The organism is Pedobacter humicola (genome assembly GCF_056490705.1).
This window is the reverse complement of the sequence record NZ_JBWJIG010000001.1, coordinates 181667-200647: the sequence shown is the minus strand read 5'-3', so window position 1 is coordinate 200647 and position 18981 is coordinate 181667. Positions and strand designations below refer to the sequence as shown.

11 protein-coding genes and 1 riboswitch are annotated in these 18981 nt (G+C 40.7%); of the genes, 3 read left to right on the top strand and 8 right to left on the bottom strand.

The genetic code is table 11. From position 1 onward, the window contains the following. Positions 1–12 precede the first annotated feature (12 nt). The 4 genes from AC04Q1_RS00860 to AC04Q1_RS00845 form a co-directional block, all read right to left on the bottom strand. Positions 13–1944, bottom strand: a complete 1932-nt coding sequence (locus AC04Q1_RS00860; protein ID WP_478360922.1) for a RagB/SusD family nutrient uptake outer membrane protein — start codon at positions 1942–1944, stop codon at positions 13–15. Beyond that, on the bottom strand, positions 1944–5219 hold the full coding sequence (locus tag AC04Q1_RS00855; protein WP_478360921.1) for a SusC/RagA family TonB-linked outer membrane protein: 3276 nt from the start codon (positions 5217–5219) through the stop codon (positions 1944–1946). Before AC04Q1_RS00855 ends, AC04Q1_RS00860 begins: the two co-directional genes overlap by 1 nt. Before the next feature lie 380 nt (positions 5220–5599). Beyond that, on the bottom strand, positions 5600–7192 hold the full coding sequence (locus tag AC04Q1_RS00850; RefSeq protein ID WP_478360919.1) for a solute:sodium symporter family transporter: 1593 nt from the start codon (positions 7190–7192) through the stop codon (positions 5600–5602). Positions 7193–7201: 9 nt separating this feature from the next. Then, entirely contained in the window at positions 7202–8224 is a 1023-nt protein-coding gene (locus AC04Q1_RS00845; protein WP_478360917.1) for a GntR family transcriptional regulator, read from the bottom strand. Positions 8225–8619: 395 nt separating this feature from the next. On the opposite strand from AC04Q1_RS00845, the gene AC04Q1_RS00840 reads away from it, so the two are divergent. Next, on the top strand, positions 8620–8805 hold the full coding sequence (locus AC04Q1_RS00840) for a hypothetical protein (protein ID WP_478360915.1): 186 nt from the start codon (positions 8620–8622) through the stop codon (positions 8803–8805). 422 nt (positions 8806–9227) lie between these two features. Continuing rightward, a complete protein-coding gene (locus tag AC04Q1_RS00835) occupies positions 9228–9428 on the top strand; it encodes a YtxH domain-containing protein (RefSeq protein ID WP_478360913.1) in 201 nt (66 codons plus the stop codon). A 154-nt stretch (positions 9429–9582) separates the two neighbouring features. On the opposite strand, the gene AC04Q1_RS00830 is transcribed toward AC04Q1_RS00835, so the two are convergent. Further along, a complete protein-coding gene (locus AC04Q1_RS00830; RefSeq protein WP_478360911.1) occupies positions 9583–11022 on the bottom strand; it encodes a SusD/RagB family nutrient-binding outer membrane lipoprotein in 1440 nt (479 codons plus the stop codon). An 11-nt stretch (positions 11023–11033) separates the two neighbouring features. Next, complete coding sequence (locus AC04Q1_RS00825) at positions 11034–14240, bottom strand: SusC/RagA family TonB-linked outer membrane protein (protein WP_478360909.1); 3207 nt, start codon at positions 14238–14240, stop codon at positions 11034–11036. 322 nt (positions 14241–14562) lie between these two features. Then, positions 14563–14670, bottom strand: a riboswitch (SAM riboswitch). Positions 14671–14806: 136 nt separating this feature from the next. On the opposite strand from AC04Q1_RS00825, the gene AC04Q1_RS00820 reads away from it, so the two are divergent. Continuing rightward, complete coding sequence (locus tag AC04Q1_RS00820; RefSeq protein ID WP_478360907.1) at positions 14807–16078, top strand: peroxiredoxin family protein; 1272 nt, start codon at positions 14807–14809, stop codon at positions 16076–16078. 581 nt (positions 16079–16659) lie between these two features. Here AC04Q1_RS00820 and AC04Q1_RS00815 read toward each other — a convergent pair. After that, positions 16660–18336, bottom strand: a complete 1677-nt coding sequence (locus AC04Q1_RS00815; protein ID WP_478360905.1) for a trypsin-like peptidase domain-containing protein — start codon at positions 18334–18336, stop codon at positions 16660–16662. Continuing rightward, positions 18337–18924 (bottom strand): TlpA family protein disulfide reductase, encoded by a 588-nt coding sequence (locus AC04Q1_RS00810; RefSeq protein WP_478360903.1) that lies wholly within the window; start codon positions 18922–18924, stop codon positions 18337–18339. Positions 18925–18981: the final 57 nt, after the last annotated feature.

Here is an 18981-nt window from a genome sequence, read left to right as displayed (position 1 = left end):
AAATATTTTAAACTACCAATAAGGGTTTTGAACTAAGTTTGGATTGACCACCAGATCAGAACTTCTAATCGGCCATAAATAATCTTTTAAACCAAATACTGGGATAAATTGAGTAGTTGGTCGGTAGTAATTCACTGCCTCTGCGTTATTGATACTCCAGCCTTGTATCGGATTGCTTAAAACCGCCTGAAGCTCTTTCCATCTTCTTAAATCCCAGCCACTCTGGCCCTCAAAACACAGTTCAATCCTTCTTTCCTGATGAATAATCTGTCTTAAACCATCCTTGGTATTAAATTTATTCGGATTTTTAGCGAAATTGGTCCATGAGGCCTGTACCCCCTGCAAACCTGCCCTTTGCCTAACCTTATCTAAATAAGTAAATACCTCAGCAGTTGGGCCATTTACCTCATTTAGGGCTTCCGCATACAACAGATACAAACCGGCCAGTCTGATTAAAGGCAAACGGAATGGCGATGGCTGGAAACCATCATCATATACAGAAGCGTAGCTCACCAGTTTTTTTGGCCAATAACCAGTAATATTTAGTCTGATATTATCACTTGGTGCGGCAAATCCATTTCCTCTTGCCGAAACATAATAAAGGGGTTTGCCAGGGTCGTCCTGATTATTCCTTCCATTTCCGAACCAGATCCCGCCATCAAAAGCGACATCGGCATAAAAACGGCTTTCCCGCGCAAAATGCCCTTTAATGGTTTCGTAACCTTGTTGGATGTAGTAGCGACTGGCATTATCACCTGCTTTTATTGTATTCCTGCCTGCGTAATCCCAGGTTTTATCTTCACTAATAGGTACACCGTTAACGGTATAAAAAAGCTCCTGAGTACTTATAGGTGCAGAGAAAGTAGAAGGGTTAGAGAAATTGTTTACTGCCGAATTCGCGGTAAGTCTCGGTGTCGAAAAGCCCTGATAGTTAAATTCGGGATTTGAAGCCCAGATAATTTCTGGATTAAGTTCCCACTTTTCCGCCACCGCGTTCTGTACATCCAATTCTCTTTTAATCGAATCGGATAATTTACCCACGGTTGAAGGTGAATTGAAGGTGTAAAGCTTAATGCCCTGTGCTTCGGCAGCTGTTATCGCGATTTTCGCGGCATCAGCCGCTTTTTGCCATTTTTGGGCATTATAGGCAGCCGGGAACAGGCTCAGTCCATCTTTATCTCTAAAGCTAACATAATCAGGATTACCATTAAAAAGCGGACTTGCAGCTGTTGCCAAAACATCTGCCTTAACTGATAATGCAATAACACTGGTTACCCTACCCAGCTCTGTTGCCTGGCTGGTAATTTCCGGTGGAAGATCGGCAGCGGCTTCATCTAATAAGGAAACGATATAATCTACTGTTTCATCCACTGGTGCCCTTTTAACACGCACTTCATCTGTGGTACTGTTAATGGCCAGGTTTGTTTTTACCAGTGGAATCGGCCCATACATTTTGAAAAGCACATAATGATAATAAGCTTTTAGAAATTTGGTTTCCGCTATCCAGCGTTTCTTTTCCGCTGCCCCCAGATCGATAGGTTTATCAATATTTTCGAGCATGATGTTACAGATTCTGATGGAACGCCAAAGACTGTAACTTCCCTCCTCTCCATCCCAGGTATTTAAACCCGGTTTGGCAGCGGTTTGTGTTCCCCTTAAAAGGTTAAAGCCAGTTGGGTTAAAGCCTTGGAAATTATCCAGGGTATTCGAATAAATCAATTCGGAAGAAGTCGTAAAACCCGGGTTTGTGGCCATATCGTTCATGCGCTGCAAATAAGCATAGCAAGAATACAAATAGTTTTCGGCCTCATTTCTGTTTCTAAAGGCATAGTCTAATGTACCGATGTCATCAGGTGTTACATCAAGATATTTTTTACAGGACGCAAAACCGCAAATCATTAAAAATATGCAACTGTATGTGAAATAAGTTTTTATTGTTTTCATTATAATGTTACGTTAAGACCAACATTGAATACCTTTTGTATTGGATAAGCAAAACCGTTTCCGCCCTGTTCCGGATCCCATAATTTAAAAGGGCTCCAGGTAAGCAGGTTTAATCCATTAAAATAAATCCTGCAAGAGTTTAATTTAATCTTGTTAGACATGCGCTTAGGTAGCGTGTAGCCAAGCTCAAGCGATTTCAGTCGCATTAAACGTCCGTTTCTCATCCACCAGGTGCTGGTTTGTGCATTATTTTGTAAATCGACCGAATTCACCGCCAATCTGGGATAAAGCGCATACAGGTTCTGGTTTTCGGGCGACCAATGGTTGTCAGCAAAATCTTTCAATAATTGGGTATTACCATAGATATAATCCTGGTTACTGGGTACGAAAGGACTCACCTTAGTTGGATCGATAAAGAAGGTCATTCTATCCTGTCCGGTAAAAAAGGCCGAAAGATCAAATCCTTTATAAGATGAACTGAAACCAAAACCATACACCACCTCTGGCGATTGTGGGTAGCCGATAAATGCTTTATCTGCATCATCAATTCTACCATCATTATTTAAATCGCGGTATTTAATATCGCCTGCTCTGGGTGGTTTTCCGTTTGCGGAAAATATCTGTGTGGGCGAATTCTGTACTTCTTTGTCATCAACAAATAAACGTTCGGCGATGTAGCCAAAGTTACGGTTAATGGCTTGTCCTGTGGTGTAACGGTATGCTTCCGCCCACTGTGGCTCTTCATAATTAATATATTTGTTTTTCGCAAAAGTTAGGTTAGATCGCACTGCAAAAGAAAAAGCATTTACATTAAATTTATAATCTAGCGATAAATCAATTCCCCTTGATTTTGCCTCACCAACATTAGCACCTACGCCAGACTCAAGTCCGAGTGTGGTAGGGAGGTTGGCCCGGCTCATATAAATATTATACCGGTAATTATTATACACTTCCGCAACGAGATTCATATTTTTAAATAGCGTAGCTTCCAATGCTAAATTGGTCTGTCTTGAGGTTTCCCAGGTAACATCCCTGTTTTCGTAGTTTTTAACGAATACTCCATTACGGCTAGAAAAGCTGTTAAAGCCAAAAGCGGCATAATTCCCACCTCCGTTTAAGTTAACATCTGAAATATAGAAAAACCGTTGTGCACCAATAGCATCATTACCTACAATACCGTAACTTCCCCTCAATTTTAATCGGTTAACCACATTGGCAATTCCGCCAGTCCAGAATTTTTCGTTCGAAACCACCCATCCAGCGCCAATGGTTGGAAAAAAACCAAACCTGTGGTTTTCTGAAAACCTTTCTGATCCATTGTATCCAAAATTGGTCTCTAAAAAGTAACGGCTTTTATACGAATAAGTTAAACGTCCAGCCAGCCCCAAATTTCGGTAAGGAAGTGAATACTGAAGTGTGCGCTCCTTGGTAACCGGATCTTTAACATTGCTATACAGATTCTGCTGTGCCGTACCAATTAACGTTCCACTAATGCTGTGCTTTTCGCCAAAGGTCCTGTCGTAATTTACCGATGCCTGTCCATAAAGGAAAGTACTAATATTAGGGTCGCCAGGATAATAACTTAAATACTCCTGCGCGATATTAGGCGGATTACCTGTTACCGAAGAATTTAACCAGTTTAATACATAGGTATTGCTCTGCTTATCATACGAACTGATATTGTAATAAAATGGCGAATAAGCCATTGACGAATCGAAATATGAATAACGATTGGTACTAAAAATCGATTTGAATGACAGTCCCTGGGTAAAGAAATCCAGTTTTTGGTTCAGTTCTAACTGGGCCGACATCCGCGATTCTGATGAGTTTTTATGCCCACGCAATAAAGCCGCATAAGGGTTGTTATCTAAAATACTGTTTACACCAGATCCGCCAGTATTTCCAAAAAGAATATGTTGTGCGTTCTGGTTCGCCGCATCAGCAGGATAATATGCCGGAAAAGCAACCGGACTGGTGTGCATCGCTATATTATACAAATCAGTTGAAAAGCCACCATCAGTAGCCAAAGGGCCATTGTATTCGCTAAAATTCCCTGCCAAACGGATCACCAGTTCTGTAGTCTTTCCCAGGTCTATATTTATATTGGAGCGCAACTGATAGTTGCGGAACTTTACATTGTTATCGTTGTTGTTCCGCTCATCTTGATTCAACACGCCGTTATCCAGATTATAAGAGCCTGCAATATAATAACGTGCTACACCACCACCACCACTAATGCCCAAATTCGCCCGCTGTGTACTGGTTCGTTTTTTAAATAATAAGCCTAACCAATCAACCGCCGGGTACACATATTCGTTATAACCCGGACTTTTATTTACTGTTGCCTGCGTATTGATAATCTGGTTTGGGGTAAATTTAGGATCCATTCCCCTTCCAATCGCCGCCTCGTTAAAGAGCCTCATATAAGTTATCGGATCGGCGAGTTCTAAATTCTGGGTAGACTGAGAAGAGGAGTTCTCCAGGCGGAAACTAATCTTAGCCTTGCCTTCTTTACCAGATTTGGTCGCTACCAAAATTACCCCATTCGCACCCCTTGCACCATAAAGTGCTGTTGCACTGGCATCTTTCAGGATCGAAAAACTTTCTATATCATCCACCTGAAGGCGGGCCAGATCTGAACTCGTCAGCTCTACGTTATCAATTAAAATCAATGGATCTCTTTTATAACCGAAAGTTGTGACCCCGCGGATAAAAAATTGAGAGTTGTCCTGTCCAGGCTGTCCGCTACGCTGATAACCGATTACGCCCGCAATCTGACCAGAAAGTGCATTGGTTAAATTGCTTGAGGGTATTTTAAGATTACCAACTTTTACCGTGGTAACTGAACCCACCAAAGCTTCTTTACGTTGTTTCTGCCCCAAAGCGGTAATAACCACCTCTTCTGAGAGCATGTTTTCTTCAGTTAACCTGATGTTTAGCACATTAGCAGCACCAACAGTTGCCCTTTGCTCCCTGTATCCTACATAAGAAAATCTTAATATTTCGCCAGGAGCCACGTCAAGTACAAACTTTCCGTTATTGTCGGTCTGTGTGCCCACATTAACCTTATTCACTACGGCTACAGTTACACCGGGAAGCCCTGCCCCCAACGTATCCGTAACCTTACCCGTAATCGTTTTCTTTCCCGCTTGGGAATAACCTTTTACAGGCATAAAAATCAGGAAAAATACAAGTATCGAACCTGTCAATACCATTGCATTTTTTACCCTGCCAGACACCGACAGGTGTCTACAAAACAAAAATAATTGCTTCATTTGCTAATAAGCTTTTAAATGATGAATTAAAAAATTGTAGATAGATGTAGATCGACGGGAATTAACCTCTTTTAAGATTTTGTAAACCTGCCGGCCATCCTTTAGCAATTGAAGGAGGGGTTTGCATTGCTGCACAATAAGTTGTAAAATTTCTCATAATTTGGGATTTATTTGGTTAACGGAATCTAGTTAGGATAAACGATCATAGCATCTTCTTTACCTTTATGCCCTTTTTTAAAAGGAAACAAAACGCTGGAACGCAAGTAAATGCGATATTTTAACCTATCCTATCCTATCCTACTATTCTCAAGTACAATGATAAACAAAAAAATCAATATTCCAAGTTTCTTAAATAAAACGTCTGAGAATAAAAAATCTGGCTATGCGAGTATATAGGATGAAAAAATGAAGAATACGAGTGCCATCAACGAAATCAAGAACACATGGTAGTAGTGCCTGCGGCGCCAGGGGATAATTTCTATTTTATTATCCAACACCAATGTGTAAGGCGTTTGATTGGGGTACATTTTCGAAATGATCAGCATCAATACAATCGTGATTAAAAAAATGATGGCCAAAGTATGCAGATAATGAAGATGAATGGTAAAAACCCATTCGCTAAGTACATAACAGGAAATAAAGAAAATCATCCCGATTTTGGCTGCTATCGGCGGCATTTTTTTGGTAATAAAGCCCAGAAAAATAATCGTAAAAATGGGGAGGCTAAATATCGCACTTATTTTTTGCAGGTATTCATAAAAGCCATTCTTCGAAAATATGATAAAGGGTGCGAATGCCATGGCAAACAACGATACCGAAATCTGGAATAAGCGCCCTGTTCGCAATAAACTTTTATCTGATAATACTTTCCCTTTCTTCTCCATAAAAGGCTTGTATAAATTGAGGAGAAACAAAGTGCTCGAACTGTTAAGACCAGCGTTAAAGGTGGTAATGGCCGCACCGAAAAGTACGCAGGCCGATAAACCCATCAACAGCGGTGGCAGTACATCTTTGATCAATAAAGGAAATACCTGATTGGTATTGGTTAAAACCGGGTACAAATGCACTGCAATTAAACCGGGGATATTGATCAACAAGGGACATAGCAGTTTTGCAAAACAGGTTAAGGCAATACCCTTCTGACCTTCTTCCAGACTTTTAGCGGCCAATACCTGTTGAACAATGTACTGCTCCATTCCCCAATAATAGAGGTTAACAATCAGCATCCCCGTAAACAGCGTAGAAAAAGGAACAGCATCATGGCTGTTGCCAATGGAGTTTAAGTGCTCTTTTTTGGTCGAAAGTACGGTAGAGAGCCCGCTAAAAAAATCGCCATGACCTAAAAACCGTAAGCCGTAATACGGTAAGGCAATAATTAAGATCAACATCCCTGCACTCAAAACCGTATCGGATATCGTTATCGCTTTAAAGCCACCCAAAATCGTATAAACTGACCCAATTAAGCCCATAATCCACACAAATATCCAGATGCTTTCCCAATAAGAAAGATGGAAACCTGAAAGATCGATCAGATTGCTAAAGGCCACCGCTCCGCCGTATAATACCGATGGCAGCAGATTGATGATATAACTAAACAGAAAAACAACAGAAACCAGGGTTTTAGTCTGTTTATCATAACGTTTCTCCAGAAAATCGGGGATGGTGCGGATACCGGTTTTGAAATAAATGGGAATAAAAAACTCAGACACAATAATCATAGCGAGTATAGAGGAAATTCCCCACCCGATTACTGACATATTATTGATGTAAACCGACTCATTTTCGCCGATAAACTGGTTGGCGCTGATGTTGCTAAAAAACAATGAAGCCCCAATGATGATAAAACCATTGGTCCTGTTGGCGAAGAAAAAACCACTGATGGTTGATCTCTGCGTTTTACGGGTTTTAAAATAAGAAATTGTTGCGGCGAGTACCGTAAACAAAATAAAGCTGATGATTGCCGTTGTGCCCACTCGATGGTGTTAAAGTGAATTTCGTCTGATCAGTTTATTTTCCATGACATGCTTAATCGGTTTTAAGCTCAGTACAAACTCAGCAGCCAAACGGCCCATTTGCGCAAAATCGATCGAAAAAGTGGTGATTCCATCAAAAATAATTTCCTTTACGTTATCATCATTATGCGAAAGGATTCCCAAATCCTTACCTACTTTTAATCCTTTCACCTTGGTATCCTTTAACATTTCCCAAAGCTCGAGGTTATGAATGGTGAAATAGACCTTATCCGGTGCGATACTCCCAGGTTCATAACTGTTCCTGATTACGCCGTTGATCTTAAATTCTTTTACAAAACGCTTGAAAGAAAGCAATACTTCATTGGGCTCGGCAGATGAAGGTTTAAAAAAAAACACAAATTCTGAGAATTCTTTAATCCTGGGCGCCAATTGTAAAAACGCATTGTAAGATGCCTTTTTAAATTCCTGAACGATATAAGAATAATCGCCTTTTAGCTCTACGTACCGATCTACAATCAGTAGTTTTTCTTTTGGCAACTGTTCCAATACTTCTTTGGCCGAATCGCTTTCTATCGGTGCAATCACATATAAACCGTACTGGCCTTTGTTGCTGTTGATGATCGATTCGAAAACACTAAAATTATTGTGATGGAAATACACATCAACCTGAATGTTCTCCCCTAAATGGTCCCGGAAATTCTGGTAAAAGGTTTCCTGGAAAGTATCAAAGGCATAAATTAATAAACAAACCTTAAGATGTTGTTCGGTATCATCGGTGGCTACAAAATAGCCCATCCTATTTTTAGATTCCAGTATCCCCCTACTAATCAAATCTTTATAAGCCTTACCTATAGTTTCTTTGGCAAAACCTGTTTCCCGCATCATCTCGTTTACCGAAGGCAGAATATCTCCCTTAGCAATCAGTTTATGGTTTAAGCCATTGATGATTCCCTGTACAAGCTGTTCGTGTTTCGAGAAAGAATTGATGATGCTCAACTCCTTGATTTCATTGAACAGCTTTTCTTTATTCATGCAGTAATATTTGGTTTAATCGATTTACCTGAGGTTAATTTGCCCGAAATATATAAATTTAATAGTGATTATGTATAAAATTTTTACAGATGTACGATACGTTGTTGTTGAAATTAACCACGTAGACATGGATTAACACGGGATATTCTGTAGGTAATTCTCCAGCTCATTTCATCATCTTGAGCGGGGTCAAAGTATTTCTGATGCAGTCTAAATAATCTGGTGAATTAAAATATAGATAAACACTGAGGCATTTTCTGTGGTTTCCGTGTTTCTGTGGTAAAAACATAAAAGATTGGATTCAGTGTGAGACGGTAACATCTGACAGGACCAAATTTATATTATATTTGGTCCGGCATGAAAAAGAAAACCTTTAAGATTTCGCACAAAGTAATATGGCTGAGTTCATTTTCCTGGGCATACTCACTTCTGTACCCAAAATTGTCGAACACCGGTTTAACCCATACGAGGCCCTGATCGATTCTACAGTGACTTTTCTTTTTGCCGTACTCATCTGGTACTATAATGTAATGACGCTTCCCGCTTATGTTTCACGTGATGTGCCAGCGGATTTTCTATAATGATACATGGCGGCAATGGCAGTAATGGAAAGGGCGGTAATCATTACAAAATTTATCAGCCCTAAAATTCTGGTTGTTTTCATTTTATATCTCTTTTTATTGCGCAAAACTATTCCAAAAAGTGCCGTTCAGGCAGCGAAAAATTGTCTGGCCGGACATAATCAGGTTTGAAATGGGAAGATAGCAGACTGAAATGGACAGGGTAAAATGGGTTGTAATTTTCCGCCAATTGTATTGTGGCGGCAGATGTTACCATCTGCTGCTATTAAATTCCAGTTGTTTTTGCATTTCCATTTGTAGCGTATGTTGAATCTGTCAGATGGAAACATTTGACAGCAAGCGACCTGTTGTAACAACCAGCCTTACAAATCGTCTAAAACTTTTAACGGTCTCACAATGTTTAACTAAAAAAAGAAAAGAACATGGGAATTTTAAAAACAGCAATTATTGGCGCCGCTGTATATGCAGGCGTAAAATATATCACCAAGAAAGATCCAATTACCGGACAATCAATTGTTGATGAATTAATGGATAAAGCACCGCAATGGGCAGATAAAGCGAAAGGTTATGCAGAGGATTTGCAAACCAGGGCTAGCAATGCCGCTGAAGATTTAGCGAGATGAATACCAATTAGAAGAAAGAAACCTGAAGAGGTTTACCTTTTTCTTTGATGGTAAAAAACAAAAAACGTCTCGGTTTTATATCGGGACGTTTTTTGTTTAATAGTAGTTGATCATAGCACTGTGTCAGATGGCAACATCTGTCACTACTGCTCGATTAAAAAGCATCAAACCAAAGTTTGGTGGTTAATAAATCAGCACCCTGGCTGCTCACGGCATTTTTATAATTCTGTCCGTTTAATGATTGCTCGGTACCTGGGTAAATAAAACGCACGGGAATTTTACCGTTAAGCACGGTATTTACGGAAGCGGTTAACTGCGGATAATCTAACCTTCTTTGCTCTGCCCAGGCTTCTAAACCTTGCCCAAATAGGGCAATCCATTTTTGCTCACCGATTGATTTTTTATAATTGCCTGGGTCATATTGCACTGCGGCCTGGTTAATATAATTATCAACATCACTTCCAGTTAAAGCATATTGACTAAACGACGCCCTGATCGCCTGTTTATAGAGATCCTCAGCGTTTTCAGTGGTAAAGCCTCTTGCTGCTGCCTCTGCGCGATCAAAAAGCACTTCCGCATAACTTAAAATTACTGCCGGCGCAAGTGGATTTAAAAAATATGCACCTGGTTTTGAAGAGTTTGCCAAACCTATTGCGCTCGCTTCAGAGTTGGTAGAACCGTTTGGAATACCTACATAATTTTGCGGGGTTACATTTTCAGTTTTACTTGCATATACCGGAAGTCTCGGATCCTTAAGGGCAAAAAGTTTATCCACGATAGTTTTGCTGATCCTGTAATCGTTTCGGGTTTCGAAAGAAGCCGCTACCGGATTCTGTTGCGGTGATGCCTGGTAAACAAGCTGTGCATTAAATGCGTTACTACCAATATAATTGCCGCCTTCGGTCTTAATCTCATCAATTACTGCTTTCGATTTTGTGGGCTCTTTATCCGCAATGCGCAAAGCAATACGTAAACGCAGCGAATTGGCAAATTCTTTCCAGTGGGTAATGTTGCCACCATACATAATATCACCAGAAATACGTGCTGCACCAGCAGCGGGATCTAAAACACTCTGGGCAGATTTTAAATCATTCAGAATACCATAATATACATCCTTTTGCTTGTCGTAAACCGGTGTAACAAACTGTTTTATTTTTCCTGCCTGGGTATATGGCACATCGCCATAAGCATCGGCAAGCAATAAAAATACCCAGGATCTTAACACAAGCGCTACACCTTTATAATTTGGATTAGATTGCGCATCGGCAAGTTCTATTATTTTATTTAAGCCAGCGACACTCTGTGCATATCCTGTAGACCACAATGCTGTAAAACTACTGTTTGAGAAGATAAACCGATCTTCTTCTGTATACTGAACCTTGGCCCAATGTTGCACAAAAAGCAAACTTGAGTTCAGGTTATTTGTAGTACCCCAATATGTATCGGAGGTATTTTTAATTGCCCCGGTTAATAGATAATCCGGCTGTGGAATTTCAGGGGCATTTGGGTTAATATTCACCTCATCAAGCTCTTTATTACAAGATGAAAATGCAATTGCCAAAATGGCCAGTATATAGAATTTTTTATTTTTCATGATGAAGATAATTAAAATTTAACATTCAGGTTGATACCATAACTGCGGGTACTTGGGTTAGATAAACTTTCTAAACCTTGTCCGTTACCTGTATTAAAGGCCACCTCCGGATCAATATCTACCGTATTGCGGTGGATAATCCAAAGGTTACGGCCAACAAGCGATACGGAAACCCCTTGTAAACTTAGCGGACGGATCCATTTGGCCGGCAGGTTATAGCTTAATTTTACCTCACGAAGTTTAACATAAGAGGCATCGAATATGCTTGATTCGTCGATATTTCTGAATGTTTTGTAGTACTGTTGAGCAGGCAATATCTTATCATTAGGCTTGCCATCAGCTGTTACCCCATCAAAAATAATCCCGTCATCATAAACGGTAACACCTGCAGGAGCAGTTCCGTTTACCCTTACTGTTCCTTTAGTTTTATCATTGCCTGGATAATAGTAGGAAATACCACCATATTCTGCTGCTCTGCCCGGAAGTGTAGAAGCCAACACACCAGTATAGGTACCAGTTGAATACGTACCGTTGTAGATAGACCCACCAATGCTTGCATCAACTAAAACACCTAAGCTTAAACCTTTGTACGTAAAAGTATTGTATACGCCGCCAATCCAATCCGGGGTATATTTTCCCAAAACTTGCTTGTTGGGGTTTGTGGATGGTGCTCCCGTGGCATTTACTATAATGTTTCCATTTCCATCCCTTAAAAAGGCCGTTCCAAAAAGTGATCCATAAGGCTGGCCAACAGTGGCGATTACCTGAGCAGAGCTGGAGGCCACAACATAATTGGTTAATAATTTTTCAGCATCCAGTTCTATTACCCTGCTCCGGTTTGCTGCAAAATTGAAATCGATATCCCAGGTAAAGGCTTTTTTAATTGGTGTTATGCCCAATTGTGCTTCAATTCCCTTATTGTTGATTTTACCCGCATTGAGCAATTTAGAGCTGAAACCAGTACTCTGACTTACATCGGCAGCCAAAATCTGATTGTAACTATTGGTATTGTAGGCACTTAAATCGAAACGTAACCTTTTATTAAAAAATACGGCCTCTACTCCCAGCTCTGTAGATGTAGTAGTCTCTGGTTTGAGGTTAGGATTTAAATCTATAGCACCCGGACTTAACTGAGGATTTGCACCAACAATATCAGGATATAGTTTAAGTAGGTCAGGATTGATATTAAATGGCGCACCAAATGCGTAAGTATTAATCAAACGATAAGGATCGGCATCTTTACCAACCTTCGACCAGCCGCCACGGATTTTTAAATAAGTGAGCGCTTCGCTTTTAATATCAAATGCTTCTGTTGCAACAAAACTTCCGTTAAATGAGGGATAAAAATAAGATCTGTTTTGTGCCGGTAAGGTAGAAGACCAATCGTTACGTGCTGTAATGTTGGCAAAAAGGTAGTTTCTAAACCCAATCTGTCCGGAGGCATACACACTATACGATTTTAAACGTGATAGGTTATTGGAAGAGATGAGCGGATCGCGGGAGTTCTTAAGCGTATATAGTCCGGCGATGGCCAGTTTAGGCGCACTCTGATCGTTCTGCTCTATCGATTGCGTACGGATGTTACCACCGCCTAACAATTCTAAACTGAAATCCTCATTTAGCTGTTTGTTAAAATTTAAAGTTGCATCGGTATTGTTCTCATTCACTGTAAAAGCACTTTCGGTATAGGAACCAAATGGTGTTCCATTGGTACCATAGGCAATCCTCACTTTACGTCTGTCGTTATAATAATCCGTACCTGATCTGAAATTGAAATCAAGACCATCAATAATTTTATAGTTCAGCGCTAAACTTCCAATAATCCGGTTGCGGTTTTGCGATACGGTATTTTCGTAAGCTACCCAATATGGATTGCTATAGTAACTATTGTTCCAGTTAAACGTTTTTCCATTTTCGTCCAAATAGTTTTTCAACTGGTTGATATCTACCTGACGCCCGAACCAGGTAAACTGCAACATGGTACTGGTTGATCTTGAACCACCTGTACCCGGTAAATTATCTGAATTCAGTTTACTGTAATTCGCATTCGCGGTTAAGGTTAATTTTGGTGTGATTTTTAACGAGGTATTGAATACAAACGAATTTTTGCCCTGACCAGAGTTCGGCACTATACCTACCTGTTTCAGGTTATTGTAAGAAATCCGGTAATCGTATTTTTCTCCGGCATCGGCAACAGATACCCCATTGTTCAATGAATATCCGGTTTGGAAGAAATCACGTACGTTATCAGGATGCGCCACAAAGGGAACTGCTACCCCTTTCGAATAAAACTGAGGGATCAATCTTCCATCCAGTTTTGGCCCCCAGCTTTCATCTACCCCGTCGTTTAAACCCTTACCAGCACCATCTACATAACTGAACCTACCTTCAGATCCCTGGCCGAAAGCATTTTGATAAACTGGGAGGGTAAGCAAAGTTTCCAATACGGCATTGGAATTAACAGCGATCCCCAACCCTTTTTTTGATTTACCCGTTTTGGTTTTAATCAGGATCACCCCTGCTGCCGCCCTCGAACCATACAATGCAGCTGCATTGGGTCCTTTCAATACACTGATGGATTCGATATCTTCAGGATTGATGTCCGAAATAGTATTGGCATAATCTCTTGCTCCGGCAGAGTTTAACTGAGAGTTATCAACCGGGATACCATCCACCACAAATAGCGGCTGGTTATTTCCGGCGATAGAGGTTTCACCCCTGATCACCACCCTGGATGACCCCATACTCCCCTGACTATTGGTTACCCGTACACCGGCAATTTTACCTGCAAGTGCATTAACTAGGTTCGATTCTTTTGCTTCAGCTAAATCCTGTCCTTTTAATTCTTGAACCGCATAACCTAAAGATTTTTTCTGTCTGGATATACCCAAAGCCGTAACCACCACCTCATCAAGCGCATTGTCGCTCGATTGCAGGACCACCGAAACCGGTCCGTTTTTGCTGATCTGTATTTCCTGGGTTTTAAAACCGATATAAGAAAACACCAGGGTACCCTTTTCTGGTGCACTAATGCTAAAAGCACCCTTGCCATCCGTTATGGTAGTTTGTTTGGTCTCTTTTATGAAGATGGAAACACCTGGCAGTGTCTCACCATCTGCCGACTTTACCGTTCCGGTAATGGTGGCATTTTGAGCGAATAGCTGCTGCGTAATAAAGAGCAGCAGGATCAACGCAATTGATTTAAAAATTTTGATCATGTGTATGTATTAATAATTAGTTAAAGGATAAAATTTAGGCCATACCATTCCAGCACGATCTAAAACCGTGTTTCTTCGTTAAGAATGAAAGGGAATTAAGCCTGGAAAAGCCTGTTAAATTAGAGCAGTTTTAACAGGACCTGCGCATTCGGAAGTATGCATCAGGGTTTACGCAAAGGGATTTCAGCTCGTCTGTTTTTTTCATTTGATGATTTTTATTTAAAACATTATTTACCTGTCAAGATTGCATCAGGGCAAAAAAAAAGCACCCCTTAAATCAGAAGTGCTCCATATATTTTTGATAGGGATAATGCAAACAACTGACTTAACTACCCCAGAATCGTCTGGGATGGAATTAGCACCATTTCTAAATAAATAGATGGTTGCTAAGGCTTCACAGGGCCATTCCCTCCGCCTTTCTTGATAAGTATTTTAAAATAACTGCTGCAAAGGTATAACTAATTCCATTTATCCTATAGTTTTTATAGATTTTTATTGAAATATTTTTTCTTTGATCATTTCATCCCTATATTTGTCGACTAATTTAGTCGATTAACACAATCCCGATGAAATCAAAATCCATCCTTACAGCCTTATTGGCCATATCAACATCCTTTACTTATGCTCAGGAACCTGCTAGTTTAGCCAATAATCAGGCGGCAAGGCCAAAGGAGAAAAAATCGAAAGCTTTTGTTGCCCTGGGTAACTGGCGTGGCGTAGCAAAAGTGAAGGAAGGGCTAGAGATCCCTTTCAACTTCGAAATCAATGAAAAAAGCGGTCAACAGAAATTATATTTCCGCAATGCGGAAGAAAGTTTTGAAGGTGGTCTGGTTAAACAAACCGCCGATTCACTCTTTGTAAAACTCGATCAGTTTGATAATGAACTGGCTTTTGCGATTGAAGGTGACCAATTAAGCGGTACTTTGCGAAAACAAGATAAAGGTGGCAAACCATTGGTTATTGTTGCTGAGCGCAAAAACTACCGGTTTAAAACTACAGACAAACCTGCAACCGCAGATTACTCTGGCAGTTACGATGTGGTTTTTAAGTCGCCAAGTGGTAAGGACGAAAAAACAGTGGGTTTATTTAAGCAGACCGGGAACAAACTTACGGGTACTTTTTTACGCGTAACCGGCGACTCGCGTTATCTCGAAGGTATAGTGGAAGGAAATGAATTTCAGTTATCGAGTTTCATTGGCTCCTCTCCTGCCTATTACAAAGGGACTTTCCGGGCAGATGGTACTTTAACTGGCGAAATTTTGGGTGCAAGGGGAAGTCAGGCTTTTACCGGAACCAAAAACAAAGATGCAGCCCTTCCTGATCCTTATAAACTGACTTATCTTAAAACAGGTTATAAGACGCTTGATTTCTCTTTCCCTGATGTAAACGGCAAGAAGATTTCGCTTAAAGATGAAAAATACAAGAACAAGGTAGTGGTTTTAACCATCACCGGAAGCTGGTGCCCGAACTGTGTGGATGAAGCTACTTTTATTGCACCCTGGTATAAAGCAAATAAAAAACGTGGTGTAGAAATTATTGCCTTACATTACGAACGTTCTACCGAGCCTGAGTATGCAAAAAAAGTAATGACGCGTTTCCGTGAGCGTTTTGGCATCGAGTACGATCAGGTTCTTGCAGGCACAGCCGATAAACAGGTAGTATCCGAATCGCTGCCAGCGCTGGATTCTTTTTTATCTTTCCCAACTACGATCATCATTGATAAACAAGGTAATGTAGCACAAATCCATACTGGTTTTAACGGCCCCGCCACAGGCAGGTTTTATGATGAGTTTGTGAAAGAATTTAATACGGAGATTGATACCTTGCTGAAGAAATAACTGGAGCCAACAACCCTCCATAGTATCATCATTTCGACCACAATGCCTTAAAGGAGCTCCTTTTGCTGAGAAATCTTTTAAATGCAGAATAGAAATAAAATTTAAGCATTGGCGGCTTTAGAGCGTATTGCTTGCAGAAAAGGAGTATTTAGCCCAGGGCGTAGTGGCATCCCCGAAGCGTAGCGGAGGGATACAGCGAAGCGCGGGAACCACTCAAATAGTTGCACAGCCACTGCGCTCCAAAATGAAAGGCTTAGAAACAGATAAATAACTTTTTCTTAGTAAAGCAGTCTCATTGCTCTTCGGTTTAGGCAGTCCTTCTTTCCGCTTCTATCTTTTTGTGACAGTAATTGTATAATGATTGGTAATGCATCAAAAAGGATAGCCGCTACAATATGGTTTATTTAACTGAAGGCAGTGGAACAAAACAGGTGAATGAATATCAAAGACAGCATGTTCATCGGCGAAATTTTAAGCATTGGTCGGTGAGACACCGACCAATGGAATAATAAAAAATAGAAGAAGGAACTGCTAAAGAATTAATTCCGTGATCTTCGTGTCTCCGTGGCAAAAAAACTCGATTATTTAATTACCTTCAAAATAAACTCCGTAATTGTCTTTTTAGGCACCACAACAGTGGTCGTCCGGCTGAACCTGGCGATATTAATGCCGTAAAAACGGCCTTCCCAATCGAAAACCGGTGATCCACAGACATTGGCTTTAATGGCGGCATCGTGCGTAAATATAGCATTAAAACCATCTCTTCTTTGTGATTTACCCCCTTCAAATTGCTCTGCCGGGTGATTGAAAACCGATTGTCCCCTGCCGTCGAGCTTGAATGTTTTGCTCATTTTACCAGTTGTGTTTGTCCACTCGAAAGTTACTTCATCGTTTGCCCAATATTTCAGTATTTCAGGCGCAAATTCATTTGCCTTTTTAATCGCTTTTCCATTAATACTGATCAGTTCGTCGCCAACTTTTAAACCTGCTTTTTCTGCCGGACTCCCCTCTTTGATTAACGAGAACTGAACCGGACTCGAATTGTACACCACCATAGCACCCAAATAAGGCTGACTGTTAATTTTCGCTAAATTAAATAGCGTACTGCCTAAAACACTGCGCATTGTTTTACCATCATGCTCAATGGTATATAAAAATCTTCCCATTTCCATTTTGGCGGTATCATTTGGAGCAAGATCTAAATCGACTCCACCAGTTATTTTCTCTCCCATCTGGAATAATATAAGATCACTTTCTTGATCTCTTGCGATTAACGTAAGTGGAGCAGATGACCCATTATTATACAACTGGGCATTTTCACCAATCATGGTATTTTTACTCAAAAGAAACTGTTTTTCATCGCCATTGGCTGTTTTAACATTCAATAAAGTAACGTCTATTTCCTGTACTTTACCTTTCAAAACACTCTTAATCAAAAGGGTGCTGTTTTTAACCTTTGGTGCCTCAAACTCCGGATGTAATGCTTTTTGTTTATTTTCTTTTTTGATAACCGAAAATAATGGATCTGCTTTAACACTATCCAGCTTTTCGGGGAACGCTGTATAAAGGGTTTCCTTGTTTAAGGCTGTCCAATATCGGTGGTACAGATCAACAGGGATTTCAAAGTTCATGTCTTCAGAAATATCAATGGCACTGTGTAGGCCAATTACGCGACCGTAATAATCAAACAATGGGCCGCCTGAATCGCCGGGCTCCATTTTGCAGGTGGAGCGGATAAAACCATATTCATTTTTCACCTCGGCCACCTGCCCCAACCTTAAAGTTGGTAAGGTTTGGTTTAAACTTTCGGGATAAGAAATACTGATACAGGGTTCGTTTTTAACCAAACTTGCAGAGTAGCCCATCTCTGCAAAGGGCCAGGTTCCTTTGTCGGTAATTTTCATCATGCCTACATCAGGTATGCCTGGCGTATCTTTGTTCTCTATCTTACCCAAGGCCAGTGCAATACACTCCCGCCCGTCAGGAAAAAAGACCTTGTAATTTTTACCGGGCAAAATGGTATGTGCAGCCGTTAAGATATAACCATCGGCGCTCACCACTACCCCGCTAAACTGACCGCTGGTTCTTTGGTTCTGTTGCACATCGAAACCCCACATGCGTACACTGGCCGGATAAGCTTTTTGTACGGCTTCAGCAATGGTTTTCTGGAATTTCGCAACCTGTTTTCTCTGGGCAGCAACATTCAGGCTTAGCAATAGCGCCAAACCTAACGCTACATTCTTCATATATCTTTTCATTTATTGATGATTTTTGGCCAGGTTAATCCGCTCAGAAATTTCTTCGAGCGCAGCGGCATCGGTTCCGGTGAAACCCGTGAGTTTAAATACAATATTCCCTGCTTTATCGATAATAAATTTTGCAGGTATAGCACTTGCGCCATAGGCTTCTACTGCGGCGTTATGCCCGGCACTATCTTTCAGGTCCATGAGTACCGTGAATTTAAAGCCAGATTGTGCGATGTACTTTTTCACATCTTCAACAGGTGTTTTGGTGGTTTCCCAGGTATGGATAAACAGGAATTTTACCGATGGATCATTTTTATAGGCATTAACGGCCAGCTGCATGGCAGGGAATGATTTTTTGCAGGGGACACACCAGGTAGACCAGAAATCGAGTACAATTACTTTTCCTTTTAAATCTTTTAACGACACGGTATTTCCATCAAGGTCTTTTAAAGTGAAACCAGGTGCTGGTAAAGTGATCATTTCTGTTGAGAGCTTGTTGTGCAGGGAATCAGCCTTACTTAGCACAGTTTGTGCCGATGCCGAAATACGTATAAACAGGCACAAAGAGGCTAAAAAGCAAAGCCTTAAAAAAGGGTTCATAGTTTGAGTTAAAGGATTTAAAAAACGGCAAGGCCATTTTACCGGCCATGCCGGGCG

What these genes read in the sequence shown, in the direction of transcription:
- AC04Q1_RS00860 (WP_478360922.1), bottom strand. Translation starts at nt 1,944, where the DNA reads ATGAAAACAATAAAAACTTATTTCACATACAGTTGCATATTTTTAATG.
- AC04Q1_RS00855 (WP_478360921.1), bottom strand. Translation starts at nt 5,219, where the DNA reads ATGAAGCAATTATTTTTGTTTTGTAGACACCTGTCGGTGTCTGGCAGG.
- AC04Q1_RS00845 (WP_478360917.1), bottom strand. Translation starts at nt 8,224, where the DNA reads ATGAATAAAGAAAAGCTGTTCAATGAAATCAAGGAGTTGAGCATCATC.
- AC04Q1_RS00840 (WP_478360915.1), top strand. Translation starts at nt 8,620, where the DNA reads ATGGCTGAGTTCATTTTCCTGGGCATACTCACTTCTGTACCCAAAATT.
- AC04Q1_RS00835 (WP_478360913.1), top strand. Translation starts at nt 9,228, where the DNA reads ATGGGAATTTTAAAAACAGCAATTATTGGCGCCGCTGTATATGCAGGC.
- AC04Q1_RS00830 (WP_478360911.1), bottom strand. Translation starts at nt 11,022, where the DNA reads ATGAAAAATAAAAAATTCTATATACTGGCCATTTTGGCAATTGCATTT.
- AC04Q1_RS00825 (WP_478360909.1), bottom strand. Translation starts at nt 14,240, where the DNA reads ATGATCAAAATTTTTAAATCAATTGCGTTGATCCTGCTGCTCTTTATT.
- AC04Q1_RS00820 (WP_478360907.1), top strand. Translation starts at nt 14,807, where the DNA reads ATGAAATCAAAATCCATCCTTACAGCCTTATTGGCCATATCAACATCC.
- AC04Q1_RS00815 (WP_478360905.1), bottom strand. Translation starts at nt 18,336, where the DNA reads ATGAAAAGATATATGAAGAATGTAGCGTTAGGTTTGGCGCTATTGCTA.
- AC04Q1_RS00810 (WP_478360903.1), bottom strand. Translation starts at nt 18,924, where the DNA reads ATGAACCCTTTTTTAAGGCTTTGCTTTTTAGCCTCTTTGTGCCTGTTT.